At 51.0% G+C, this 23,737-nt stretch carries 25 protein-coding genes; 23 read left to right on the top strand and 2 right to left on the bottom strand.

The window, feature by feature from the left end; translation table 11 throughout:
• Positions 1-43: 43 nt before the first annotated feature.
• The 7 genes from icd (at position 44) to coaE (ending at position 9,164) form a co-directional block, all read left to right on the top strand.
• The gene (gene icd, locus KNP92_RS04460; RefSeq protein WP_152545913.1) at positions 44-1,312 is read left to right on the top strand and encodes an NADP-dependent isocitrate dehydrogenase; all 1,269 of its coding nucleotides are present in this window, start codon (positions 44-46) and stop codon (positions 1,310-1,312) included.
• Positions 1,313-1,342: 30 nt separating this feature from the next.
• Positions 1,343-2,278, top strand: coding sequence for a malate dehydrogenase (gene mdh / locus KNP92_RS04465; protein ID WP_214837804.1), 936 nt, complete (start codon positions 1,343-1,345; stop codon positions 2,276-2,278).
• Positions 2,279-2,462: 184 nt separating this feature from the next.
• Complete coding sequence (locus KNP92_RS04470) at positions 2,463-3,167, top strand: response regulator transcription factor (protein ID WP_214837807.1); 705 nt, start codon at positions 2,463-2,465, stop codon at positions 3,165-3,167.
• Complete coding sequence (pnpS, locus tag KNP92_RS04475; protein WP_214837810.1) at positions 3,164-4,891, top strand: two-component system histidine kinase PnpS; 1,728 nt, start codon at positions 3,164-3,166, stop codon at positions 4,889-4,891. The genes KNP92_RS04470 and pnpS overlap by 4 nt, the downstream gene beginning before the upstream one ends.
• Before the next feature lie 209 nt (positions 4,892-5,100).
• Positions 5,101-7,701: a DNA polymerase I gene (gene polA / locus KNP92_RS04480; protein ID WP_214837814.1), complete on the top strand. Its 2,601-nt coding sequence runs from the start codon at positions 5,101-5,103 to the stop codon at positions 7,699-7,701.
• A 20-nt stretch (positions 7,702-7,721) separates the two neighbouring features.
• Positions 7,722-8,546, top strand: a complete 825-nt coding sequence (gene mutM / locus KNP92_RS04485) for a DNA-formamidopyrimidine glycosylase (RefSeq protein WP_214837818.1) — start codon at positions 7,722-7,724, stop codon at positions 8,544-8,546.
• Positions 8,547-8,558: 12 nt separating this feature from the next.
• Positions 8,559-9,164: a dephospho-CoA kinase gene (gene coaE / locus KNP92_RS04490; protein ID WP_214837821.1), complete on the top strand. Its 606-nt coding sequence runs from the start codon at positions 8,559-8,561 to the stop codon at positions 9,162-9,164.
• A 45-nt stretch (positions 9,165-9,209) separates the two neighbouring features.
• On the opposite strand, the gene KNP92_RS04495 is transcribed toward coaE, so the two are convergent.
• Complete coding sequence (locus KNP92_RS04495) at positions 9,210-9,692, bottom strand: hypothetical protein (RefSeq protein ID WP_214837824.1); 483 nt, start codon at positions 9,690-9,692, stop codon at positions 9,210-9,212.
• Positions 9,693-9,846: 154 nt separating this feature from the next.
• Between KNP92_RS04495 and KNP92_RS04500 the strand changes: the two genes are divergently transcribed.
• From KNP92_RS04500 to KNP92_RS04535, 8 genes are all read left to right on the top strand, one after another.
• Positions 9,847-10,878 carry a glyceraldehyde-3-phosphate dehydrogenase gene (locus tag KNP92_RS04500; RefSeq protein WP_214837827.1) on the top strand — a complete coding sequence of 344 codons (1,032 nt, stop codon included), beginning with the start codon at positions 9,847-9,849 and terminating at the stop codon, positions 10,876-10,878.
• Positions 10,879-11,109: 231 nt separating this feature from the next.
• Positions 11,110-11,496 carry an adenosylmethionine decarboxylase gene (gene speD / locus KNP92_RS04505; protein WP_024371390.1) on the top strand — a complete coding sequence of 129 codons (387 nt, stop codon included), beginning with the start codon at positions 11,110-11,112 and terminating at the stop codon, positions 11,494-11,496.
• 111 nt (positions 11,497-11,607) lie between these two features.
• The gene (locus KNP92_RS04510) at positions 11,608-11,976 is read left to right on the top strand and encodes a hypothetical protein (protein WP_214837830.1); all 369 of its coding nucleotides are present in this window, start codon (positions 11,608-11,610) and stop codon (positions 11,974-11,976) included.
• A gap of 15 nt (positions 11,977-11,991) precedes the next feature.
• Positions 11,992-12,459, top strand: coding sequence for a transcriptional regulator NrdR (gene nrdR / locus KNP92_RS04515; RefSeq protein WP_214837833.1), 468 nt, complete (start codon positions 11,992-11,994; stop codon positions 12,457-12,459).
• A gap of 40 nt (positions 12,460-12,499) precedes the next feature.
• Positions 12,500-13,852, top strand: a complete 1,353-nt coding sequence (locus KNP92_RS04520) for a DnaD domain protein (protein ID WP_214837836.1) — start codon at positions 12,500-12,502, stop codon at positions 13,850-13,852.
• Between the two features lie 5 nt (positions 13,853-13,857).
• Positions 13,858-14,772, top strand: a complete 915-nt coding sequence (dnaI, locus tag KNP92_RS04525) for a primosomal protein DnaI (protein WP_214837839.1) — start codon at positions 13,858-13,860, stop codon at positions 14,770-14,772.
• Between the two features lie 305 nt (positions 14,773-15,077).
• Positions 15,078-17,015: a threonine--tRNA ligase gene (thrS, locus tag KNP92_RS04530; RefSeq protein WP_214837842.1), complete on the top strand. Its 1,938-nt coding sequence runs from the start codon at positions 15,078-15,080 to the stop codon at positions 17,013-17,015.
• 112 nt (positions 17,016-17,127) lie between these two features.
• On the top strand, positions 17,128-17,994 hold the full coding sequence (locus tag KNP92_RS04535; protein WP_214837845.1) for a DUF1002 domain-containing protein: 867 nt from the start codon (positions 17,128-17,130) through the stop codon (positions 17,992-17,994).
• 27 nt (positions 17,995-18,021) lie between these two features.
• On the opposite strand, the gene KNP92_RS04540 is transcribed toward KNP92_RS04535, so the two are convergent.
• Complete coding sequence (locus KNP92_RS04540; RefSeq protein ID WP_214837848.1) at positions 18,022-18,231, bottom strand: hypothetical protein; 210 nt, start codon at positions 18,229-18,231, stop codon at positions 18,022-18,024.
• Positions 18,232-18,569: 338 nt separating this feature from the next.
• On the opposite strand from KNP92_RS04540, the gene infC reads away from it, so the two are divergent.
• The 8 genes from infC (at position 18,570) to pheS (ending at position 23,729) form a co-directional block, all read left to right on the top strand.
• Positions 18,570-19,100 carry a translation initiation factor IF-3 gene (infC, locus tag KNP92_RS04545; protein ID WP_034809354.1) on the top strand — a complete coding sequence of 177 codons (531 nt, stop codon included), beginning with the start codon at positions 18,570-18,572 and terminating at the stop codon, positions 19,098-19,100.
• A gap of 30 nt (positions 19,101-19,130) precedes the next feature.
• Entirely contained in the window at positions 19,131-19,325 is a 195-nt protein-coding gene (rpmI, locus tag KNP92_RS04550) for a 50S ribosomal protein L35 (protein WP_021065641.1), read from the top strand.
• 28 nt (positions 19,326-19,353) lie between these two features.
• Positions 19,354-19,713, top strand: a complete 360-nt coding sequence (rplT, locus tag KNP92_RS04555; RefSeq protein ID WP_024371399.1) for a 50S ribosomal protein L20 — start codon at positions 19,354-19,356, stop codon at positions 19,711-19,713.
• 84 nt (positions 19,714-19,797) lie between these two features.
• On the top strand, positions 19,798-20,052 hold the full coding sequence (locus KNP92_RS04560; RefSeq protein WP_214837851.1) for a hypothetical protein: 255 nt from the start codon (positions 19,798-19,800) through the stop codon (positions 20,050-20,052).
• Between the two features lie 23 nt (positions 20,053-20,075).
• The gene (locus tag KNP92_RS04565) at positions 20,076-20,558 is read left to right on the top strand and encodes a dUTP diphosphatase (protein ID WP_034809356.1); all 483 of its coding nucleotides are present in this window, start codon (positions 20,076-20,078) and stop codon (positions 20,556-20,558) included.
• 23 nt (positions 20,559-20,581) lie between these two features.
• Positions 20,582-21,661, top strand: a complete 1,080-nt coding sequence (locus KNP92_RS04570; protein ID WP_214837854.1) for a M42 family metallopeptidase — start codon at positions 20,582-20,584, stop codon at positions 21,659-21,661.
• A 1-nt stretch (position 21,662) separates the two neighbouring features.
• Positions 21,663-22,409 (top strand): TrmH family RNA methyltransferase, encoded by a 747-nt coding sequence (locus tag KNP92_RS04575; RefSeq protein ID WP_214837857.1) that lies wholly within the window; start codon positions 21,663-21,665, stop codon positions 22,407-22,409.
• A 297-nt stretch (positions 22,410-22,706) separates the two neighbouring features.
• Positions 22,707-23,729 (top strand): phenylalanine--tRNA ligase subunit alpha, encoded by a 1,023-nt coding sequence (gene pheS, locus KNP92_RS04580; RefSeq protein ID WP_214837860.1) that lies wholly within the window; start codon positions 22,707-22,709, stop codon positions 23,727-23,729.
• Positions 23,730-23,737: the final 8 nt, after the last annotated feature.

The raw sequence follows: 23,737 nt of genomic DNA on the forward strand, positions 1-23,737 counted from the left end.
GCAAGCGTCGGCCTACAATAATGTACTTAGGGGGATTCATATGTTGACACAAGGTCAGAAAATTACTGTAGAAAACGGTGCGCTCAACGTACCAAACGTACCAACAATTCCATTCATCATCGGGGACGGAACAGGTCCTGATATTTGGAATGCAGCAGTTCGTGTCTTCGACGCAGCGGTCGAGAAGGCATATGGCGGCGACAAGAAAATCGAATGGATGGAAGTGTACGCTGGGGAGAAAGCGTTCAACCAAAAAGGCGAATGGCTCCCGAACGAGACGCTTGATGAAATCCGTGAATATTTGATCGCCATCAAAGGCCCGCTCACGACACCGGTCGGCGGCGGGATCCGTTCATTGAACGTCGCGCTCCGTCAAGAACTCGACTTGTATACATGCTTACGCCCGGTCCGTTACTTCACTGGCGTCCCATCACCGGTCAAACGCCCGGAAGATACAGACATGGTCATCTTCCGAGAGAACACGGAAGACATCTACGCGGGCATCGAGTACGCATCAGGTAGCGATGAAGTGAAGAAGTTGATCTCGTTCTTGAAAGAAGAGATGAACGTCAATAAGATTCGTTTCCCAGAAACGTCAGGGATCGGCATCAAACCAATCTCGTCTGAAGGGACGAAACGTCTTGTCCGTGCGGCGCTTGAGTATGCGATCGCGAACAACCGTAAATCGCTCACGCTCGTCCACAAAGGGAACATCATGAAGTTCACAGAAGGCGCCTTCAAAAACTGGGGGTATGAGCTCGCAGAAGAAGAGTACGGCGACAAAGTGTTCACATGGGCTCAGTATGACCGCATCAAAGAAGAGTCAGGCGAAGCGGCTGCAAACGATGCGCAAGCAAAAGCGGAAGCAGAAGGCAAAATCATCGTAAAAGACTCGATTGCCGATATCTTCTTGCAACAAATCTTGACACGTCCACGTGAATTCGACGTCGTCGCGACGATGAACTTGAACGGGGACTACATCTCGGATGCGCTCGCTGCCCAAGTCGGTGGGATCGGGATTGCGCCTGGCGCGAACATCAACTACGTGACAGGACACGCGATCTTCGAAGCGACACACGGGACGGCGCCGAAATACGCAGGTCTCGACAAGGTCAACCCATCGTCGGTCATCTTGTCAGGTGAGATGATGCTCCGTCACATGAACTGGAACGAAGCGGCTGACCTCATCATCAACTCGATGGAGAAGACAATCGCCTCGAAAGTTGTCACATACGATTTCGCCCGCCTCATGGACGGTGCGACAGAAGTGAAGTGTTCAGAGTTTGCGGATGAATTGATTAAAAACATGTAAGACATCAGCCAAACCAAGGGGGAGAGCACAATGATTCGTCGCAATAAGATCTCGGTTATCGGTAGCGGATTCACGGGGGCCACGACGGCACTCTATTTGGCTCAAAAAGAGCTCGGTAACGTCGTGCTGCTCGATATTAAAGAGAACGAGAGCCCGACGAAAGGCAAAGCGCTCGACATGCAAGAAGCGGCGCCGATTCAAGGGTTTGATGCGTGGATCACAGGGTCGTCAGATTATGCAGATACGGCCGGGTCAGACATCGTCGTCATCACAGCGGGAATCGCACGCAAGCCAGGCATGAGTCGAGACGACCTCGTCTCGACGAACGCCCGGGTGATACGAGCGGTCACGAAAGAAGTGGCGCGGTACTCACCGGATGCGATTTTAATCGTCTTGACGAACCCGGTCGATGCGATGACGTACGCCGCGTTCAAAGAGTCGGGTTTCCCGAAGGAACGCGTCATCGGACAATCCGGTGTCCTCGATACGGCCCGGTTCCGGACGTTTGTCGCTGAAGCACTAAACGTCTCGGTGAAAGACGTGTCCGGCTTCGTACTCGGTGGGCACGGGGACGACATGGTCCCGCTCATCCGTTACTCGTATGCAGGCGGCATCCCGCTCGAGAAACTGTTACCGCATGACCAAATCGAAGCGATTGTGAATCGGACCCGTAAAGGAGGCGGCGAGATCGTGCAACTGCTTGGCAACGGCTCGGCCTACTATGCGCCGGCTGCCGCGATTGTCGAGATGGTCGAAGCGATTTTAAAAGACCAACGTCGAATCTTGCCGGCCATCGCCTATTTAGAGGGCGAATACGGGTTCCGCGACCTCTACCTCGGTGTCCCAACGATTCTTGGGGCGAACGGGATTGAACGTGTGCTCGAACTTGAATTGACAGAAGACGAGACGGCTGCGCTCAAGCGTTCAGCCGAATCTGTTCGATCTGTCTTGGACGTCCTTACATGACAACATTGTCCTGCCCGCTCTGCGGGTAGGACTTTTTTGTTGCGATCAAACACGAGCGGCCATGCTACACTTGGGAGAGAACGTGGATTTGTTTTGTTTTTGTAAAGATTTGCTTTGAAGTTGGTGTCGAGCGCGATTGCTTTGTAAAATGGAACATGAAGATGAGATTAGAGGAGGAACACGTGTGGCCGATAAAGTAATTGTTGTCGATGACGAGGTGTCGATTGCGACATTGTTAAAATTTAATCTGGAACAAGCGGGGTTTGAGGTGGAGACTGCCCATGACGGGAAGAGCGGACTCGAACTTGCTGAGAGACAAGACGCGGTGCTCATCGTCCTCGACTTGATGTTGCCGGAGATGGACGGGCTCGAAGTGTGCAAACGACTGCGTCAACAAAAAGTGAACACGCCGATCTTAATGTTGACGGCAAAAGACGATGAATTCGATAAAGTGCTCGGGCTCGAGCTCGGAGCAGACGACTATTTGACGAAACCGTTTAGCCCGCGAGAAGTCGTCGCCCGCGTAAAGGCGATTCTTCGACGCTCGGCCCCGGCTGAGGTCACGGCAGTCGATGAGGACATCATTCAGATTGGCGACGTGAAGATTGTGACGTCGAACTATGAAGTGTTCAAAAAAGGGGAGCGCCTCGAATTGACCCCAAAAGAGTTTGAACTTCTCGCCTACTTGGCGAAAAACAAAGGGCGCGTCTTGACGCGAGATCAACTCTTGTCTGCGATTTGGAACTATGATTTCGTCGGGGACACGCGGATTGTCGACGTTCATATTAGCCATTTGCGCGAAAAGATTGAACCGGTGACGAAAAAGCCGTCCTATATCAAAACGATTCGAGGTCTCGGCTATAAAATGGAAGAGCCGATGGCCGAATGAAGACGTACCGCTCGCGCTTTTTAACGACGCTCATCTTGCTCGTCACGGGTGTATTGCTGACGCTCGGGATCGTGCTCGGTCAGCTGTTCAAAGATTTCTATTTGGACTCAGAGCGCGATCGACTGAAGGAAGACACGACACTCGCTGCCCTGTATCTTGATGGGGGCGAACTAGATGAAATTCAAGAATACGTCGGTCAAATCGATGATGAGAGCAGCTTCGACATTCTGTTGCTCAATCGAAATATGCGCGTCATTGCCGGCACGCCGTTCCGCGTCGGGTCATTCGAATATCGGATCGACCCCGATACAATCTCGGCTGACGGCGAGTTCGGCAACGCGACTCGCGATGATTTGATTCAATTTACGAAACCGATCGCCTTATCATCGGGGGAGACGGTGTACCTCAGCTTCATCCGATACGTCTCAGACTTAGAGAGTGTCTATAATCGGATTTGGCTAACGATTGCGTTCGCCTTGTTCTTCTCCTTTTTCATCATTCTATTCGTGCTCCATAATTTGACGAACCAGTTTATCCGGCCGATTGACGAGGCGACGATTGTGTTGCGCGAACTCGCGGATGGGAATTACCGTGCGCGCGTCTATGAGTTGCGAAACGACGCCGAGACGGGAAGTTTGGCCGGGTCGATTAACGTCCTCGCCCGGAATCTCGAGACGATTTCACTCGGAGAGGCGGTCCAGCGGGCACGGCTCGAATCACTGATTGAATATATGGGGGCCGGACTTCTCCTCGTCGACGAGCGTGGAATCGTCACGCTCGTGAACCGGTCGTATCGAGATATGTTCCAATACGATGAGTTGATGATTGGCCAATTTTATCACGGTATTTTGCCGAGCCCGGACGTTGAGACGTTAATTGAAGACGTCTACTTGACAGAAGAGCCCCATCGACGTCAACTGTCGATTCGGACCGGCTTCAACCAGCGCACGTATATGGTGTCGGCAGCGCCGATTTTCAGCGACACGGGGATGCTCCGCGGCACGACGTTACTGTTCAACGACATTAGTGAATTGAAGCGTCTTGAGAAGATGCGAAAAGACTTTGTCGCCAACGTCAGCCACGAGTTGAAGACGCCACTCACTTCCATTCGCGGGTTCAGTGAAACCCTTCTTGATGGGGCGAAAGAAGTGCCGGAGCTTCGAGACCAGTTCCTCGATATCATTCAAAAAGAAGCAACCCGGATGCAGATGCTCGTCGAGGACTTGTTGGAGTTGTCCCGACTCGAACGAGAAGATTTCCATTTGGAGTTCGTACCCGTGGAATTAAATCAGCTCGTCGAGGAAGTGACTCTCGTCTTGAGCCAAGAAGCTGAACAGAAGTCGATTCAGCTTGAGACGCACCATGACGGCGAAGTGATGTTACAAGCCGACTTGAACCGGATCAAGCAAGTGATTTTGAATTTGGTGGCGAACGCCATCAATTACTCGCCAGAAGGCAGCCGGGTCGAAATTACGGTTGAGCGACATGATAAGACGGGCAGGCTGATCGTCAAAGATAATGGCATCGGGATCGCTGAAAAAGAAATCAGTCGCATCTTTGAACGGTTCTACCGCGTTGATAAAGCGAGAAGTCGAAATTCTGGCGGGACGGGGCTTGGACTCGCAATTGTCAAACATATCGTCGACCTTCATCACGCCACGATTCAAGTCGATAGTACAGAAGGCGAGGGGACGACGTTCATAATCGAATTCCCGCTCCCTTAACGAGGAGTTCACGATTCATTCATATTTGCTTAACAAAGTGTTGGTATTCTATGAATGAGACCTCTTCATCATCTCGTGTCGCGTCCGGTGCTCATCTCCACATGGACGTGAAGATTGACCCTTTTCTAGTCACTAGAAAAGGGTCTTTTTTTTCGAACGCATGTGCCCGTATGATATGATGGTTGTAGAAGCGAATGGAGGTTAACATGATGAATAAACTGCTACTCCTGGATGGGAACTCTTTGACGTATCGTGCGTTTTTTGCCTTGCCTCCGATGACGGATGCCTCAGGTCGGAACACGAATGCCGTGTACGGGTTCACGATGATGCTCTTGAAACTGATGGAAGACGAACAGCCGACGCATTTCGCTGTCGCCTTTGATGCCTCAAAAAAGACGTTCCGCCACGATACATATGCGGACTACAAAGGAGGACGTCAAAAGACGCCGGGCGAATTGCGAGAGCAGTTCCCAATCGTACGTGAGATTTGTGAGGCGTTTGGGATTCAAGTGCTCGAACTCGATCAATATGAGGCCGATGACATTATCGGCACGCTCGCGAAACAAGAAGCGTTCGACGATGTGACGATTGTGACCGGGGATAAAGACTTACTACAATTGATTGACGAACGGGTCACCGTCTATTTGACGAAACGGGGGATCACGGATGTCGAGACGATGAATGAAGCCGCCTTCAAAGAACGCTATGAAGGGCTCACGCCACGCCAAATGATTGACTTAAAAGGACTCATGGGCGATAAGTCCGATAACATTCCGGGTATTCCTGGGGTCGGTGAAAAGACGGCCTTGAAGTTATTGAACGCTTACGGTTCAGTCGAAGGTGTGTATGCGCATACGGATGAATTAAAAGGGAAGCAGAAAGAGAAAATCGAGGCAAACGAACGCGAAGCCAAGTTGTCAAAACAACTTGCGACCATTCATACAGACGTGCCTATCGACATCGATTTAGAACAACTCGCGTTTCACCCGTATGATGTCGCAAAAGTGAAACCGCTTTTCATGAGCCTACAGTTCAAATCGCTCCTCGGAAAGTTGCAAGACAACACGACAGAAACTGTTTCCGACACACCGAAGCAAGCCGTGTCATCTGTCGACCTGGAAGCGCAAGATTTAACTCACGCCGTCCTGTTTATCGAACAATTACGTGACGACTATTTTGAAGAGCCGATTATCGGTGTGGCGATTGCGACTGATGCCGGTGTGACGGTCGGTGATGCTTCCCTCCTTGAAGAAGCGACCGTCCGTGACTGGCTACGCGATCCAGAACGTAAGACGATTTGTCTCGATGCGAAACAGACGATCATTCAATTGAAACGAAACGGTTTAACACTCGACGGATACGAGGACTTACTCGTCGCCGGTTACTTGCTCAACTTGTCTGGCGGCACGACGCTTGATTCAATTGCAGCGCATTTTGAACTCACCGTTCCTGAAGACGATGCGATTTACGGGAAAGGGGCAAAACGTCACGTGCCAGAACACGACGTGCTCGCGCAACATCTCGGTGAGAAAGCGATGGCGGTTTTGACGCTCTTCGGTCATGTGTCCGAAGCGCTCGTACAAAACGAGCAGACTTCGCTTTACGAAGATTTAGAACGCCCGCTCGTGTCGGTGCTAGCTGAGATGGAATGGGCCGGCATCCATGTCGATGTCGAAACGCTTCAGGCGATGGAAGAAGACCTAGGGGGGCGAATCGCGCAACTCGAACAAGAGATTCATGAACTCGCCGGAGAGGCGTTTAACATTAACTCGCCGAAGCAACTTGGCGTCATCTTATTTGAGAAATTGGCGCTTCCTCCGGTCAAGAAAACGAAGACGGGCTACTCCACTGCGGCCGATGTGCTTGAAAAGTTAGCGCCGCTTCATCCGATTGTCGAACGGATCATGCATTACCGTGAGCTCGGGAAATTGCAATCGACATATGTCGAAGGGTTGCAAAAAGTGATTAAAGAGGATGGGAAGATTCATACCCGTTACACGCAGACGTTGACGCAAACCGGACGTTTATCGTCCATCAATCCAAACTTACAAAACATCCCGATTCGCCTTGAGGAAGGACGTCGGATTCGTAAAGCGTTCACCGCGAGTGAACCGGGTTGGATGTTGTATGCGGTCGACTATTCACAAATCGAGCTGCGCATCATGTCACATATGTCGCAAGATGAGAAGATGCTTCAGGCGTTTCTTGAAGATGAGGACATTCACACCTCGACGGCCGCGAACGTCTTCCGCGTCGCCAAAGAAGATGTGACGTCACTCATGCGACGCCAAGCGAAAGCCGTGAACTTCGGCATCATCTACGGCATCAGTGATTATGGATTGTCGCAAAACCTTGGCATTAGCCGAAAAGAGGCCCAAACGTTTATCGACACGTATTTTGAACAGTTCCCGGGCGTGAAGCGGTTCATGGATGCCGCGATTGAACGAGCGCGTGAACACGGCTATGTCGAGACGATGCTGAAGCGTCGGCGGAACATCCCGGACATCCATTCGCGGAACTTCAATTTAAGAGGGTTCGCGGAGCGGACGGCGATCAATACGCCGATTCAAGGGACAGCCGCTGATATTATTAAAAAGGCGATGATCGATGTCGATGCCGCCCTTCGTGCCTCGACGTTACAATCGAAGCTGTTGCTTCAAGTACACGATGAACTCATCTTCGAAGGTCCGAAAGAGGAGATGCCGGCACTTGAGACGCTCGTCAAGCAAGCGATGGAGCATACGATTACGTTAGATGTGCCGCTTCGCGCCGACGGATCGTTCGGCGAGACGTGGTTTGATACGAAATAAGTGTTAGAAAGGAAGCCGTTATGCCTGAATTACCTGAAGTGGAGACCGTGTGTCGACGACTACGGCCATTCGTCTCCGGAAAAACAATCGAAACCGTCGACGTGCTCGACGCGAAAATCATCCGTGGCCACGAGCCGGAGCAGTTTGTGGCACATTTGCTCGGTGAGACGATCATCGATGTGGAACGGCGAGGAAAGTTTATCTTATTTAAGTTGACGCATGGGTATCTCGTCTCCCACTTGCGAATGGAAGGAAAATTCTTCCCTCATGACGAAAGAGTCAATCCGGTCAAACATTCCCATGTCATCTTCTCGTTCACGGACGGGTCGACCTTACATTATAACGACGTCCGGAAATTCGGGACGATGGAGTTAAAGACGAATGAAGAGTTATTCGTCACACCGCCGTTGTCGCTACTCGCACTCGAACCGTTCGACCCGAATGTCACGGCCGAAGCGTTGCACAAACGGCTCAGCCGGATGAACGTGCGGGCCATCAAGACGGCGCTACTCGACCAATCCATTTTTGTCGGGCTCGGAAACATTTATGTCGATGAGACACTTTTCAGAGCCGGGATCCATCCGACCCGACCGGCTGCTAGCCTATCGACGGTTGAAGTGGAAGCGGTACGCCAAGAAGCGATCGCTGTGTTGACCGAGGCGATTGAGCGGGGCGGAAGCACGATTCGAAGTTATACGAACCCGGACGGAGCGACCGGCACGTTCCAAGAGACGCTTTACGTGTATGGACAGACCGGCAACCCGTGCCGCAAGTGCGGCCGACCGATTGAGAAGATGAAACTAGGTGGACGCGGCACGCATTACTGTCCACACTGCCAACAGTAAGAGGTGGAGAAGATGCTGAAGATTGGATTGACAGGTGGGATTGCGACCGGGAAGTCGACCGTCTCACGCTTGTTTCGAGAACGTAAGATCCCGATTATCGATGCCGATTTGATTGCCCGTGTGGTAATTGAACCGAACGGAAAAGCGTTCGCCGCAGTCCGTGAGGCATTCCCGAACTGTTTCAATGGAGATCAGTTGAATCGTCCCGCGCTCGGACGAGAGATCTTTCATGATGATGCGAAGCGGCAACGGCTTAATCAACTGATGCACCCAGCCATCCGTGAAGAAATGGTCGAAGAATTGAAACGGTATGAGGAAGCGGGAGAGATGGTCGTCATCTTTGATATCCCGCTCTTGTTCGAAGGGACGATGCGTGACCTGGTCGACTACACGGTCGTCGTCTACTGTCGGGAAGAGATTCAGTTGATGCGACTTATGGAACGGAACGGCTTGACGAAAGAAGAGGCGCTCGCAAGGATTCATGCCCAAATGCCAATTGAAGAGAAGAAGCAACAGGCTGATTTTTTAATCAATAACAACGGTGCGTTAGGCGATTTGTCAGCCCAAGTGACCCGCCTCGTCAAACAATTTGAAGACATGAAAAAAGAAGGCGACTGACGCCTCCTGATTGTGAAGACGCATCCTCACTGAGGATGCGTCTTTTTAATTAAGTGGGTCCGACTCGGGTTTGCCTTTCCGCCACGTGTCGTAAATGGCGCGCCCGTCACTCGGATGCCCGTTCGAATAGTAAATCGGGTAAAGCGAGAAGAACACATAGTAAAACGAGAAGTAAGCGAACTGATACGTGTAAATACTCGGTTCGATTTCTCGAGTCAGAATGAAGCCGTTGACGAGCAGGATGCTCGACAAGTTAAAAATCGAACCTCCTGCGTAGACGAGACTTCGTGTCAGCCGATTGCTCACTTTCAAATCGGTGAATTGACACCAGGCATCATAGAAGTAGACGCGATTAAATTGCAATCGGCCGACTTTAAATAATCTTTTTCCAGTTCCGATTTCCATATCAAGCGATCCGCCGAACAATTTCGCAAAAAAGAAATGTCCGAACTGATGGATCAATGTCACGATTGGCAAGATGACGAAAAACGAGATGACAAATTTGTCTAAGTCGCCCCAACTAAACATAGAACATTGCTCCTTTCCAAGCTCTAGAACGCATTTCCCTCTTTTCTGAAACTAAAACTGTAAAAAAGTGAAAGAAATGTGACGATTGATAGTGAAAACGCTTCCAAATATCCGTTATAATGGTGTCGTAACGCAGAAAAAAGGGGGAACTAGAATGGGGACGAAAGTGGCGATCAATGGATTTGGACGAATCGGGAGAATGGTATTTCGGAAATTGATGCTCGAAGGGCGGCACGATGTCGTGGCCATTAACGCGAGCTACCCGGCTGAGACGCTGGCACACTTAATTAAACATGATACGGTTCACGGTCCGTTCGGCTTGACGGTACGCGCGCATGGGGATGCGCTCATCGTCGATGGAAAGCGAATCGAGCTCGTGTCTGAACGTGATCCAGAGAAGTTGCCGTGGGGGGACCTTGGTATCGAAATCGTCATTGAAGCGACTGGAAAATTCAATTCAGACGTCGGCGCGTCGAAGCATTTGACGGCCGGCGCGAAAAAAGTCATTTTGACGGCACCAGGGAAAGGGGACGTCCGGACGATCGTGATGGGTGTCAATGACCGGGAGTACACGCCGGAGCATGACCATATCATCTCAAACGCATCATGTACGACGAACTGTCTCGGGCCGGTCGTCAAAGTCCTCGATTCGACGTTTGGAATCGAGACGGGGCTCGTGACGACGGTACATGCGTACACGAACGACCAAAACAATATCGACAATCCACATAAAGATTTACGCCGGGCCCGTGCTTGTGGTACTTCCATTATACCGACGTCGACCGGGGCCGCGAAAGCGATTGGGCTCGTGTTACCTGAACTTCAAGGCAAACTGAACGGGATGGCGCTCCGAGTGCCGACGCCGAACGTCTCGCTCGTCGACCTTGTCGTCGAATTGCGTCGGGACGTAACGGTCGACGAAGTGAACGAAGCGTTCGGACGTGCAGCCCATGGAGAGATGACCGGGATCCTCGGTGTCTCGACTGAACCGCTTGTCTCGATTGACTTCAATGGCGATGAGCGCTCGTCCATCATCGATGCGGATTCGACGATGGTAATTGGAGGGAACCACGTCAAAGTACTCGCATGGTACGACAACGAATGGGGCTATTCATGCCGTGTCGTCGATTTATTGGACATGGTCGCGAGCTACCTTCAAATCGGTCAACAAGAAACCCACGCTTGAAAAAATATATTTAACGAAAAATATTTTTAAAGAAATGAAACAAATGTCTTGTAACGACGTCCCAAACACGATACACTCTAACTCGTGAACTTCAATTGGTCTGACAAACGCAACTTAAAGGGTTAGGACCTCTCTGGACTAACTTGCCCCCGTGGTTGTGGGCGATTCAGGCACAAAGTGAGTGAACATCAACTACTTTGAGACCATTGATGTAAAGGGGGATCCACTAATATGGATACTATGGGACGTCACATTATTACAGAACTTTGGGAGTGCAATCCCGACAAATTGAACGATATCGACTACATCGAGCGCTTGTTCGTCGATGCAGCACTTCGCTCGGGCGCTGAAGTCCGTGAAGTTGCTTTCCACAAATTCGCGCCACACGGTGTGAGTGGAGTCGTGATCATCTCAGAATCGCATTTGACGATTCACAGCTTCCCGGAACATGGCTACGCATCAGTCGATGTGTTCACATGTGGGGACCGCATTGATCCTGCTACAGCGTCACAGTACATCGCTGAAGGTTTGGACGCAAAAGTGCGTGAAGACGTCAAACTTGATCGTGGAATGGGACCGATCCGTGTTCCTGAAGCACAAGTTGCAATCAGCAAATAATTCGATTGACTCTTTGAGGCTGGCCGATTTTCGGTCAGCCCTTTTATTTGTTTTGTTAACGCCTTAATTTTGATATGCTTAACGTATATAAATGAGTTGTTGAGGTGGAAAATGGGAGTATTCGATAAGTTTCAAACACATATCCAAACAGATGATTCGCATAAACAAGAAGCGTTGCGCACCCGTTACTATGCCGCGTCTCCGAACGCCGTATTGAAGTGGCTCGATGAGAGAATTCAGTCAGAAGGGCAGACGGTCCGTCGCGTCGACTCGGAACGTGGAGAACTTGCCTTCACAGGTGACGGATGGGATGCCCTCGCGACCGTCATTCAAGTCGATGGCGGACGGACGGCGGTCGACTTTACGCTAAACCGTGACAGCCGCTTCGGTTCAGACCTTCACCAAATCGTTGTGACGTATTATGAAGCGTTGCGACAAAAGTTCCCGCTCCGAGCTATCGGAAACCAAACTGTTGAATGATAAGGAGGCTTGAGCATGCGTTGTCCTAAATGTGATCATAACGGAACGAGGGTGCTCGACTCCCGTCCTGTTCAGGATTTTTATTCGATTCGCCGCCGTCGAGAATGTGAAGCGTGTGGTTATCGATTTACGACGTTTGAGACGGTCGAGCAAACACCGCTCATCATCGTCAAGAAAGACGGCAACCGAGAAGAGTTCAGTCGCGAGAAAGTGCTTCGCGGCATCATTCGTGCCTGTGAGAAACGCCCGGTCACGCTCGAACAGCTCGAAGGCGTTGTCACGAAAGTCGAACAACAGCTACGTGCCCTCGGTCAGTCCGAGATTCCGAGTGAACAAGTCGGCGAACTCGTTATGAACGAACTGGCCCGCGTCGACGAAGTGGCGTACGTCCGTTTCGCCTCGGTGTATCGTCAATTCAAAGACATTTCCGTGTTCTTTAAAGAGCTAGAAGATTTAATGAAGCAAGAAAAATCGACCAACTAAGGGCGGCCTTCTGGTCGTCCTTTTTCAGGGGAGAATCGTTATGGAAAAAGAACGGACCATCTTTGGGACCGATGAACTGCTCATCATGAGCACAGGGCTCGTGGATCGCGAGTCCTATCAATCGCTCTATCATTTGTATCAACCGGTCATTGGGGTCAAAGCGCTCGCGCTCTATCAGACATTTTGGAGCGAATTGAAGCCTGGTAAAATGAAATCGAATTATATGTCACATAGCGCGCTGTGTGAAATGCTCGAGTATTCGATTAACGAGCTGACGGACAGCCTGTTCCGACTCGAAGCCATTGGACTCGTCCGGACGTATAAGACGAAAGACGCCCGCGTCACACAATACGTCTATCAGTTGCGGGTCCCGCTCGCACCGCACACCTTCTTAAATGACGGCCTATTGTCGAGTTTCCTCTTCTATAAAGTAGGAGAGGTCCGCTTCAAACAGTTGCAAGGCCGGTTCACGATCGACCCGCTCCCGGCGGGCATCGTCGAAGTGACGAAGGACTTTAATGAAGTGTTCGACGTCAAAGGCGTCAACCATATGGCGTTCACGCAAAAGAACTACGAGAAGCCCGATCGCGCGAAAATCGAAATCAACTATACGTTCGATATGGATATCGTCAAAAAATTGACGAACTTCCCGGTCGGCTTCTTCACGAAAAAGCTGGACGAGACGATCACGAAACTCGCCTATGTATCTCAAATCGATGAAGAGTTGATGGCCGAGATGCTTAAGGAGTATTTCGTCCATGAAGCGTACTTGCCGCTCAGTGAACAAGAGAAGCGAGACGGCTGTCGCCAAATGGTGCTACAGTTGAAGAAGAAACAGACGCGGCATCGAAAAGCGAAGGCGAACGAGTTGACGAAGACAGACATCGGGGACTTGCACGACCCAGACGTGATGGAGACGGCACATCCACATCAATACGTGTCGACCCTCCGGAAGACACCGCAGTTATCGAAGAGCGACGAACAACTCGTCATCGAGATGGTCGATACGCTCGGACTCGCCCCAGGTGTCATTAATGCACTGTTCTATTACTGTATCGAAGTGAAGAAGCAGACGCGTTTGAGCGAGAATTACGTGATGCGCATCGCCACGAGCTGGAAGACGGCCGGCTATGTCCATGCGAAAGACGCACTCGATCAGGAAGCGACACAGGACGCCTTGATCGAGAAAAAACAACAAAAGCGGGAGAGCGTGCAACGGACGACGGTCGGCTCGCGGCGAAAAACGCAACAGACCGAACTGCCGAAATGGCTTGAAGAGGATGCAAAAGAACAACGATCATACGATCAGAAACGAAAACAAGAGCTCGAGGCGTCGGTGCCAGATGATGCCGAACTCGTCAAGTTGCTCAATGAATTGAAAGAGAAAGGATGAGGGACATGGAACGTATCAATCAGACGCTCGCCCAGATGATGAATCGAAAAGAAGTCCGGGAAGCGTACGAGTCGATTCGTCGACGCACCCTCGACCATCCCGGGGTCATAGCCTTTTTGAAGGCGCACCCAGAACTAGATGAGGCGGCAATTCAGCTCGGCTTCACGAAACTGAGTGAATTTGCCGAACAGATGGACGGCAACGTGCTCATCGAAGCGAATGCCGTCATTCCCGGCCATCAGCCTGTCCTCTATGTCGATCTCGGACAAGTCGCGATCCGTTACGAAGAGACGGTCAAACATCGTCAAGCCCGCCGGCAAAAAGAGATGGACCGGAAATTCAAGAGTCTCTTCTTGCCGGAAGAAGTGCGGGAAGCGAGCTTCGAATCGTTCGATTGGTCGGATGACGCACGAAAGATCGCACTTCGTGAGGCGATGCGGTTCGTCTCCGGGATGAAGACGAGACAAAAAGTGAACGGGCTATATTTACATGGCAGCTTCGGCGTCGGGAAGACGTATTTGCTCGCGGCCATCGCCAACGAGTTGAAAGTGGCGGACATCGAGACGATTCTCGTTCATGCCCCAGGTTTCGTTTCAGAGGCGAAACGGAAAATTCGGACCGATTCCTTCGACTCGTTTTTGACTTCGTTCCAACATGTGCCCGTACTGTTGATTGATGACATCGGAGCCGAGGCGATCAGCCCGTGGGTACGAGACGAGCTATTCGGCATCATCTTGCAGTACCGAATGATGCACCGATTGCCGACGCTCTATAGCTCGAACTTTAGTGGTGAAGAGCTCGAGACCCATTTCTCGATTGATGGTTCACCACAGAACAAGATGAAAGCACAACGGCTCATGCAACGCATCTCGACGACAACGACGCAAATCGAGTTAAAAGGTGAAAATCGTCGTCGGTAAAGGATTGTATTTCTCGAACGGGTTGACTATACTAATAGCATATATTGGATGCAATGACAGAGGACATGAGACGTCGTCACGGGTTTCAAAGCGAGGGAAGGTTGGTGAGAGCTTCCTAGACACGCCGAACGCCTTACTCCCTCCGAGCACCGCACGGGTCAATCGTGCGGCGAGTCACACTCGTTATCGTGTGTTCGAGCCAAGTGAAAGCTTGGGAACGAGGGTGGTACCACGAGAATCAAAGCTCGTCCCTTTCATAGGGATGGGCTTTTTTTATTTTTTTATGAAAAGAGAGGGGAAGTTACATGATTCATTTGACATTTCCAGACGGTGCCGTCAAGGAGTTTGAAGCCGGCATCACAGCAGAAGACGTCGCAGGCTCGATTAGCCCGGGGCTCCGTAAAAAAGCAATCGCCGCAAAAATTGACGGGGAATTGATCGATTATCGTCGACCAATCGAACGGGACGGTCGCATCGAACTCGTCATGCCGGACTCAGAGGACGGCCTCGACTTGATGCGCCACTCGACGGCTCACCTGATGGCACAAGCAATCAAGCGCCTTTACGGCGAAGAAGGCTCGATTTACCTCGGGATTGGACCGACGATCGAGAACGGCTTCTATTACGACATCGAGATGGACCGTCGTATCAACGAAGAGGATCTGCCTGAAATCGAGAAGATGATGAAACGCATCGTCGATGAGAACCTCGACATCACACGTGAGGTCGTCTCGCGTGACGAGGCGCTCGCGCGTTACCAGGAACTCGGAGACCCGCTCAAAATCGAATTGCTCGAAGACATCCCGGCCGACCAGACGCTCACGATGTATCATCAAGGCGAATTTTTCGACTTGTGCCGTGGACCGCACGTCGCCTCGACATCGAAATTAAAAGTGTTCAAATTGATGAGCGTCGCCGGCGCTTACTGGCGTGGCGATTCAGATAATAAAATGCTCCAACGCATTTACGGGACAGCGTGGGCGACGAAAGAACAACTTGCGGAACACTTGCGTCTCCTCGAAGAAGCGAAAGAGCGCGACCATCGGAAACTCGGAAAAGAGCTCGACCTCTTCTTCGTGTCGCAAGAAGTCGGTCAAGGCTTACCGATGTGGCTCCCGAAAGGTGCCTCGATCCGTCGTACGGTCGAACGCTATATCGTCGATAAAGAACTCGAACTCGGCTACCAGCACGTCTATACACCGGTGCTCGGTTCGGTCGACCTGTATAAGACGTCAGGTCACTGGGATCACTATCAAGACGACATGTTCCCGAAAATGGAGATGGACAACGAAGAACTCGTCCTCCGTCCGATGAACTGTCCGCACCACATGACGATTTACAAACACGAGCCACGCTCATACCGGGAACTCCCACTCCGGATCGCCGAACTCGGTGGCATGCACCGTTACGAGATGTCGGGTGCGCTCACAGGCTTACAGCGCGTCCGCTACATGGTGCTGAATGACGGGCATACGTTCGTCACACCGGAACAGATGAAGCAAGAGTTCAAAGATATCGTCCACTTGATTCAAGAAGTGTATGCGGACTTTGGGATTAAAGACTACCGCTTCCGTCTGTCGTATCGTGACCCGGCTGATAAAGAGAAATACTTCGATAATGATGCGATTTGGGAGACAGCCCAACGTCAATTGAAAGAGACGATGGATGAGCTCGGCCTCCCATATTTTGAGGCTGAAGGCGAAGCGGCGTTTTACGGACCGAAGCTCGACGTCCAAGTCCGGACGGCACTCGGGAAAGAAGAGACGCTTTCAACAGTTCAACTCGACTTCTTGCTCCCAGAGCGGTTCGATTTGACGTACACAGGCCCAGACGGGAAAGACCATCGCCCAATCGTCCTTCACCGCGGTGTCGTCTCGACGATGGAACGTTTCGTCGCATACTTGATTGAAGAGTACAAAGGGGCGTTCCCGACATGGCTCGCACCGGTTCAAGTGAAATTGATTCCAGTCTCACACGTTCACGACGACTATGTCGCGGAAGTGAAAGCGGAGCTCGTCAAGCGTGGCGTCCGTGTCGAGACGGATCTTCGTGACGAGAAGCTCGGCTATAAGATTCGGGAAGCACAGATGAAGAAAATCCCGATGACGCTCGTGCTCGGCGATAAAGAGCGCGACGAGCGGGCCGTTAACATCCGTCGTTACGGTCAACAAGAACAAGTGTCTGCTTCACTCGACGAATTCATTTCGTCATTGACGGCAGAAATCGCCAACCGTTCACGTTAACTGAGGAGACCATCCTTCGACGAAGGGTGGTCTTCTTTTCGGTCTAAAGACGGATGCGAAATAGGTGAGAGAACACGTAAGGTAGAAGAAAGGAGTGATCATTTTGAATTATATGAAACCATTCGTAGCGCTGACGATCGGCTCGGTCGTCGCGACGAGCATGATACCTAAAGTAAACGCAGAAGCCATCGTGGACGATACGATCGTCACACTCGGGGAGTCCCTCTCTTCGAATCAACAAGAATGGGTACTCGAACGTGTCGAAGCACCGGCCGGGATTGAACCGATTATCACGACGTCCGCCGATGAAGACAAATATTTAGGGGATGCCGTGCCGCAAGCCCAACGTGGGGGCGGCATGTATTCGTCGGCCCGCATCAAATTGATGGAAGAAGGCAGCGGATTAAACATTAAGACGGAGAACGTCACGTGGGTGACCGAAGACATGTATGCGAATGCACTCGTCACGGCAGGCGTGACCGACGCGGACATTTACATTACCTCACCGATTCGTGTCACAGGGACGTCTGCCCTAACAGGCATCATGAAGGCGTATGACGTCACCGCAAGTGAGACTGGCATCGAGCTGTCAGAAGAACGCAAGGCGCTCGCCCAAGAAGAGCTCGCCGTCACTTCGGAAATCGGCAAGACGGTCGGACAAGAGGATGTCGCCGGCCTCATGAACGATATTAAGGCGGCGATCGCCAACCAAAAGCCAGAGACGAATATTGAGATTCGCGACATCGTCATTCAAGTGCTCAATCAAAACAACGTCCAACTGTCGGACACCCAGTTGAACCAATTGACGGGGCTGTTCGAAAATATGCAACAAGCGAACCTCGATTGGGCATCGATCAGTGATGGGTTAAAAGGGGCCGGACAAAACGTTCAGGCGTTCCTCGAACAAGAAGAAGTCAAAGGTTTCTTCGCCCGGTTGTTCGCCGCACTGAGCAACTTCTTCAAATCGTTGACGAACTAATCACAAAAAAAGGGCGCAAGCCCTTTTTTAATACCATCGTTTATGGATATAGTCGCGGGCACTCGTATGGTCATCGACAATCTTAAGGGTGATGCGGTTCATTTCTTCTAACAGATCGGTCAGTACGGCTTTTAGCTTTTCATCTTCGAGTCCGTGGTGACGCATCGTTTCCGTGACAATCCGTTCGACTTGGGCATGGTAATCGTGATCGTTCCCTACATCTTTTCGCCAATTCATGTCCATCCCTCCCTTTTTATTTTTATTCCCTTGCAAAAGGTATTGCGAAACGATGGAATGACTGTTATTATCATAAAAGTGTGAGCTACCAATTATTCATGCGCGAATTCTTGACATCTTTTCATGCTAGTGTTAAGATGACATAGTGATTAAAAACAACAAAGCAGAAGCGCCCGCTTCTCACCTCGTCCGAATCGGTTCGGGCAGGTCCATCATGAACGTAACCAAAGTGCGGAGTTCGTCCGTCTCTGGTTCGAAATGATGTGTGGGCGGGAAACTGCCGACGCTTTTTTTATTGCCATGTTGTCTGAACAATCTAAAACTCGTGCATCCGCACGATGGAGGTGCTAACCATTAGCAAAGAGCTCTTTATCAACGAAAACATTCGTGCCCGTGAAGTTCGCTTAATTGGAGCGGACGGTGCACAACTCGGTGTGCAATCGCGCAATGAGGCATTGCGTTTAGCAGAAGAGGCTGAACTTGACCTTGTCTTGGTCGCCGACAAAGCGAACCCACCGGTCGCCAAAATCATGGACTACGGGAAATACCGTTTCGAACTTCAGAAGAAGGAAAAAGAAGCGCGTAAAAACCAAAAAGTCATCCAGATGAAAGAAGTGCGTCTTAGCCCAACGATCGAGGAAAACGATTTCCAGACGAAGTTGCGTAACGCGCGTAAGTTCCTCGAGAACGGAAATAAAGTGAAGGCATCAATTCGTTTCCGCGGACGTGCCATCACCCACTCTGAAATCGGGAAACGCGTCATGGAGAAATTGGCGGCGGAATGTGCCGATTTGGCAACTGTTGAGCAAAAGCCGAAGATGGAAGGACGCAGCATGTTCTTAGTGCTGGCTCCGAAGAAAGAAGATTAATCATCGAGTCATAGTGGGGAGGAAATACTCATGCCGAAAATGAAATCGCACCGTGGTGCTTCAAAACGTTTCAAACGTACTGCATCAGGTAAACTCAAGCGTTCACACGCTTACACAAGTCACTTGTTTGGTAACAAATCGACAAAAGCGAAACGTAAGCTCCGTAAAGGCGCTATCGTATCAGCTGGAGACTTCAAACGCATTCGCAACATGATCGCGAAGTAATACAGAAGGAATTTAGGAGGGAAACTATATGCCACGCGTAAAAGGCGGTTATACGACTCGTCAACGTCGTAAAAAGCAAATCAAATTGGCCAAAGGTTATTATGGCGCAAAACATATTCTATTTAAAGTAGCAAAACAACAGGTCATGAAGTCACTCATGTACGCTTACCGTGACCGTCGTCAAAAGAAACGTGATTTCCGTCGTCTTTGGATCACACGTATCAATGCGGCAGCACGCACAAACGGTCTCTCATACAGCCGTATGATGCACGGCCTCAAGCTTGCAGGGATCGACATCAACCGTAAGATGCTTGCTGAGCTTGCTGTGACAGATGCACAAGCATTCGCGTCACTCGCTGACACAGCTAAATCAAAATTGAACGCTTAAGTTCAAACGAAAGCGCCGAGACCTTATCTCGGCGCTTTCTTTTTTCTCATGAATTTCTTAAGATGAAGAGAAGGAGGAGAACACATGGATCAATCGGTTTTAGCCATCGTCGCCTTGGCACTCATCGTCTTGAACGTCTTCACTTATATTCAAGCGAAACAATATACACACGGCAATGGTGATTTCAATGTGTTGTATGCTTACGCAGGCGGAGCGATTGGTGCGCTCTTTGGGCTTCATTTGACTCGCAAAAAGACCGTTCATGCCCCAAAAAGCATCCAATTACAAGTATTGATTTTAGCGGTGGGCTGGTCTTTAATGATTTTAGTACTGCTTTGAATGGAGAATAGGAGGAGCAACCGGTGAACTGGACAACATTATTTGATCAGCAACGTCGATTGGACGAACGGATCAAAGAAGAACATCAATTATCCGGGAACCAATTTGATGAGCGGTTACTCGCTTTGCTCGTCGAACTTGGGGAACTCGCCAATGAGACCCGTAGTTTTAAATTTTGGTCGACGAAAGGCCCGTCGCCTCAAGACGTGATCTTAGAGGAGTATGTCGACGGCATTCACTTTTTATTGTCGCTCGGTCTCGCCCTCGGTTACGAACGGGAGTCGTTCCCGGCCGGTAGCTCGTATCTTGATGCGACTGATGCTTTTTTAGACGTATTCCGGAAAGTGACGAACTTTGGTTTGTCGAAAACGGAAGCGATGTACGAGACGCTGATGGCGGCATATCTCGAACTCGGATATACGTTAGGTTTCAATGAAGAATTGATTATGCTGGCGTATGTCTCAAAAAACAAACAAAACCATGAGCGACAAGATCAAGGCTATTAATCGGATAAGGGAGCGATCTAGAGATGAATGAATCCTTACATATGTTGAAACGATTGACTGATGCGACAGGCGTACCAGGTAACGAAGGAGAAGTGCGGGCAATCATGCGCGAATACCTCGAACCGCACGTCGAATCGTTCGAACAAGATGGTCTCGGTAGCTTATTCGGTCGTATGACCGGCGACGCGGATGGCCCTCGTGTCATGATCGCCGGACATATGGACGAAGTCGGCTTTATGGTCACGCGGATTGAAGAAGGCGGATTCCTTCGCTTCCAAGCGCTCGGCGGTTGGTGGAACCAAGTATTGCTCGCTCAGCGGATGGATGTCGTGACACGCGCAGGCGAAAAGATTCCTGGCGTGATTGGGGCGAAACCCCCACACGTGTTGCCACTTGAAGCTCGGAAGAAACCGGTCGAGATTAAAGACATGTTCTTAGATATCGGTGCCACGTCGAAAGAACAAGTCGCAGAATGGGGCATCCGTCCGGGTGATACGGTCGTTCCGCATTGCGAGTTCACGGTCATGAAAAATGAAGATTTCTTAATGGCGAAAGCGTGGGATAACCGAATTGGCTGTGCCATCGCGATTGAGGCGGCGAAACGATTGAAAGAAGACAAAGCCCCGGGTGTCGTTTACACCGGTGCGACCGTCCAAGAAGAAGTCGGGTTGCGTGGTGCTGTCACGGCCGCCAACTTGCTCAAGCCGGACGTCGCCATCGCCGTTGACACAGGGGTTCCTGGCGATACACCAGGGATGACCCCTGCCGAAGGTCAATCGAAGCTCGGAGAAGGGGTTCAAGTCATCTTCTTTGATGCGACGACAATCACAAACCCGCGTCTCATCGATTTAATCGTAGAGGTTGCGAAAGAAAACGAGATCAAGTATCAACTCGACTTGACGCCGGGCGGCGGAACAGACGCGGGTCGTTTCCACTTATCTGGAATCGGGATGCCTGCGGTCGCGCTCACCGTACCGGTTCGTTACTTGCATACGAACGTCTCGATTATCCATAAAGCGGACTATGAGGCAGCCGTCGAGCTCGTCGTCGCGCTCACAAAACGGTTGGACCATGAGACGGTCCAATGGCTGAAAGAGGGATAATATGACGAAAATCACGTCAACGAAAAGTGAGACGATTAAACGCTTGAAGCGCTTGATGACGAAAAAGGGTAGACAAGAATCCGGACAATTCCTTGTCGAAGGAGAACACTTGGTCGATGAGGCGATTCGTGCAGGCCGGCTCGTCCAACTCATTGTCGGCGAGTCGTACACACCGAAGAGTTCATGGCGTCTTGACCAGATGCCCGTTCTCGAGCTCGCCGATCACGTGGCGGACATCTTGTCCGAGACCGAGAAGACACAAGGTGTGTTCGCGGTCGTCAACATGTCGCCCGTCGAGCGGAAGATGAAGCACGTGCTCGTCCTCGACCGGATTCAAGATCCGGGTAACCTCGGGACGATGATTCGAACGGCCGATGCCGCCGGATTTGACACGGTATTACTCGGAAAAGGGACAGTCGATCCGTATAACGCCAAGGCAGTCCGGGCGACGCAAGGCTCATTGTTCCACGTGAACGTGCGAACGGTCGATTTACTCGAGACGTTACCGGAACTGAAGAGTGAAGGGTTCCACATTTACGGGACGGCGCTCGCGAAAGCTAAGTCGTACGATCAGGTCGACTTCGGTGACAATGTCGCGCTCGTCATAGGGAACGAGGCCCAAGGGGTCCATGCGGACGTGCTCGCTTTATGTGACACTCGGGTCCATATTCCGATGCTCGGAGACGCCGAGTCGTTGAACGCGGCGGTTGCAGCAGGAATTCTCATGTACCGGATCGCATTACGTTAATCTTGTCAGCTTTTCTGTTTCATGATAGGTTATGTATATTGAACGATATACGATAGACGTTGAAAGAGCATAGTACGCGAACTACCGAACGAGTACAGGGAGCATCGGCCGTGATTGGAAGCCGACGCCTCGGACGGCGCCGAATTCACTCTGGAGTCGTGTTGGAGACAACACCGGGTTGGCATCTCGATACCGATGCTCTCAAGTGGGCCTTCGGGCCAAGTAGGGTGGTACCGCGATGATTCGTCCCTTCAGTCAATGACTGAAGGGACTTTTTTTGTAGAGGAGGAATTATTGATGAAAGAACAGTTACAAGCGTTACAACAGGAAGCTCTTCAAGAAATTGAGGTCGCCTCGACGCAAAAGGCGTTAAACGAAGTCCGCATTAAGTATTTAGGCAAGAAAGGACCAATGACCGAGGTGTTACGCGGGATGGGCAAACTTTCGCCGGAAGAACGCCCGGTCGTCGGAGATCTTGCGAACACGGTGCGCGCCACGATTCAAGAAGCGCTTGAGACACGCATCGAATCGGTGAAGGCGGCAGAGCTTGAAGCGAAACTAGCGGCCGAGACGATTGACGTCACGTTACCAGGACGAACGTCGCTCCCGGGACATACGCATCTGCTCCAACAAATCGTCGATGAGATGGAAGACTTGTTCGTCGGACTCGGCTACACGATTGCCGAAGGACCAGAAGTCGAGACGGACTTGTATAACTTCGAGATGCTCAACCTTCCAAAAGACCATCCGGCCCGTGACATGCAAGACTCGTTCTACATCACGGACGAGACGTTACTCCGGACACACACGTCTCCGGTACAGGCGCGGACGATGTTACTCGCAAACGGCGAGCCGATTCGAATTATCTGCCCGGGGAAAGTGTATCGTCGAGATGAAGACGATGCGACGCATTCGCATCAATTCTTGCAAATCGAAGGACTCGTCGTCGATGAACACATTTCGATGGCCGATTTGAAAGGGACGCTCGAGGCGTTCGTCAAGCAACTGTTCGGTGAGATGCGCGAGATTCGTCTCCGTCCAAGTTTCTTCCCGTTCACGGAACCATCGGTTGAAGTCGATATTTCTTGTTTCAAGTGTGGCGGCACAGGCTGTAACGTTTGTAAAGGAACTGGTTGGATTGAAATTTTGGGTGCCGGGATGGTACATCCGCGTGTGCTTGAGATGGCGGGATACGATTCATCAAAAATGTCCGGTTTCGCCTTCGGAATCGGTGTCGAGCGGATGGCGATGCTCAAACACGGTGTCGACGACATTCGTCACTTCTATACAAACGACTTACGCTTCATCGAGCAATTCTAAGGGGGACC

Origin of the sequence: Exiguobacterium sp. s122 (assembly GCF_018618475.1) — a bacterium.
Classification (GTDB): domain Bacteria; phylum Bacillota; class Bacilli; order Exiguobacteriales; family Exiguobacteriaceae; genus Exiguobacterium; species Exiguobacterium himgiriensis.

What these genes read in the sequence shown, in the direction of transcription:
- KNP92_RS04520 (WP_214837836.1), top strand. Translation starts at nt 12,500, where the DNA reads ATGGAAAAAGAACGGACCATCTTTGGGACCGATGAACTGCTCATCATG.
- dnaI (WP_214837839.1), top strand. Translation starts at nt 13,858, where the DNA reads ATGGAACGTATCAATCAGACGCTCGCCCAGATGATGAATCGAAAAGAA.
- coaE (WP_214837821.1), top strand. Translation starts at nt 8,559, where the DNA reads ATGCTGAAGATTGGATTGACAGGTGGGATTGCGACCGGGAAGTCGACC.
- nrdR (WP_214837833.1), top strand. Translation starts at nt 11,992, where the DNA reads ATGCGTTGTCCTAAATGTGATCATAACGGAACGAGGGTGCTCGACTCC.
- pnpS (WP_214837810.1), top strand. Translation starts at nt 3,164, where the DNA reads ATGAAGACGTACCGCTCGCGCTTTTTAACGACGCTCATCTTGCTCGTC.
- KNP92_RS04570 (WP_214837854.1), top strand. Translation starts at nt 20,582, where the DNA reads ATGAATGAATCCTTACATATGTTGAAACGATTGACTGATGCGACAGGC.
- speD (WP_024371390.1), top strand. Translation starts at nt 11,110, where the DNA reads ATGGATACTATGGGACGTCACATTATTACAGAACTTTGGGAGTGCAAT.
- KNP92_RS04500 (WP_214837827.1), top strand. Translation starts at nt 9,847, where the DNA reads ATGGGGACGAAAGTGGCGATCAATGGATTTGGACGAATCGGGAGAATG.
- KNP92_RS04510 (WP_214837830.1), top strand. Translation starts at nt 11,608, where the DNA reads ATGGGAGTATTCGATAAGTTTCAAACACATATCCAAACAGATGATTCG.
- infC (WP_034809354.1), top strand. Translation starts at nt 18,570, where the DNA reads ATGGAGGTGCTAACCATTAGCAAAGAGCTCTTTATCAACGAAAACATT.
- KNP92_RS04540 (WP_214837848.1), bottom strand. Translation starts at nt 18,231, where the DNA reads ATGAATTGGCGAAAAGATGTAGGGAACGATCACGATTACCATGCCCAA.
- KNP92_RS04535 (WP_214837845.1), top strand. Translation starts at nt 17,128, where the DNA reads ATGAAACCATTCGTAGCGCTGACGATCGGCTCGGTCGTCGCGACGAGC.
- rpmI (WP_021065641.1), top strand. Translation starts at nt 19,131, where the DNA reads ATGCCGAAAATGAAATCGCACCGTGGTGCTTCAAAACGTTTCAAACGT.
- polA (WP_214837814.1), top strand. Translation starts at nt 5,101, where the DNA reads ATGAATAAACTGCTACTCCTGGATGGGAACTCTTTGACGTATCGTGCG.
- mdh (WP_214837804.1), top strand. Translation starts at nt 1,343, where the DNA reads ATGATTCGTCGCAATAAGATCTCGGTTATCGGTAGCGGATTCACGGGG.
- KNP92_RS04575 (WP_214837857.1), top strand. Translation starts at nt 21,663, where the DNA reads ATGACGAAAATCACGTCAACGAAAAGTGAGACGATTAAACGCTTGAAG.
- pheS (WP_214837860.1), top strand. Translation starts at nt 22,707, where the DNA reads ATGAAAGAACAGTTACAAGCGTTACAACAGGAAGCTCTTCAAGAAATT.
- KNP92_RS04495 (WP_214837824.1), bottom strand. Translation starts at nt 9,692, where the DNA reads ATGTTTAGTTGGGGCGACTTAGACAAATTTGTCATCTCGTTTTTCGTC.
- thrS (WP_214837842.1), top strand. Translation starts at nt 15,078, where the DNA reads ATGATTCATTTGACATTTCCAGACGGTGCCGTCAAGGAGTTTGAAGCC.
- rplT (WP_024371399.1), top strand. Translation starts at nt 19,354, where the DNA reads ATGCCACGCGTAAAAGGCGGTTATACGACTCGTCAACGTCGTAAAAAG.
- KNP92_RS04560 (WP_214837851.1), top strand. Translation starts at nt 19,798, where the DNA reads ATGGATCAATCGGTTTTAGCCATCGTCGCCTTGGCACTCATCGTCTTG.
- mutM (WP_214837818.1), top strand. Translation starts at nt 7,722, where the DNA reads ATGCCTGAATTACCTGAAGTGGAGACCGTGTGTCGACGACTACGGCCA.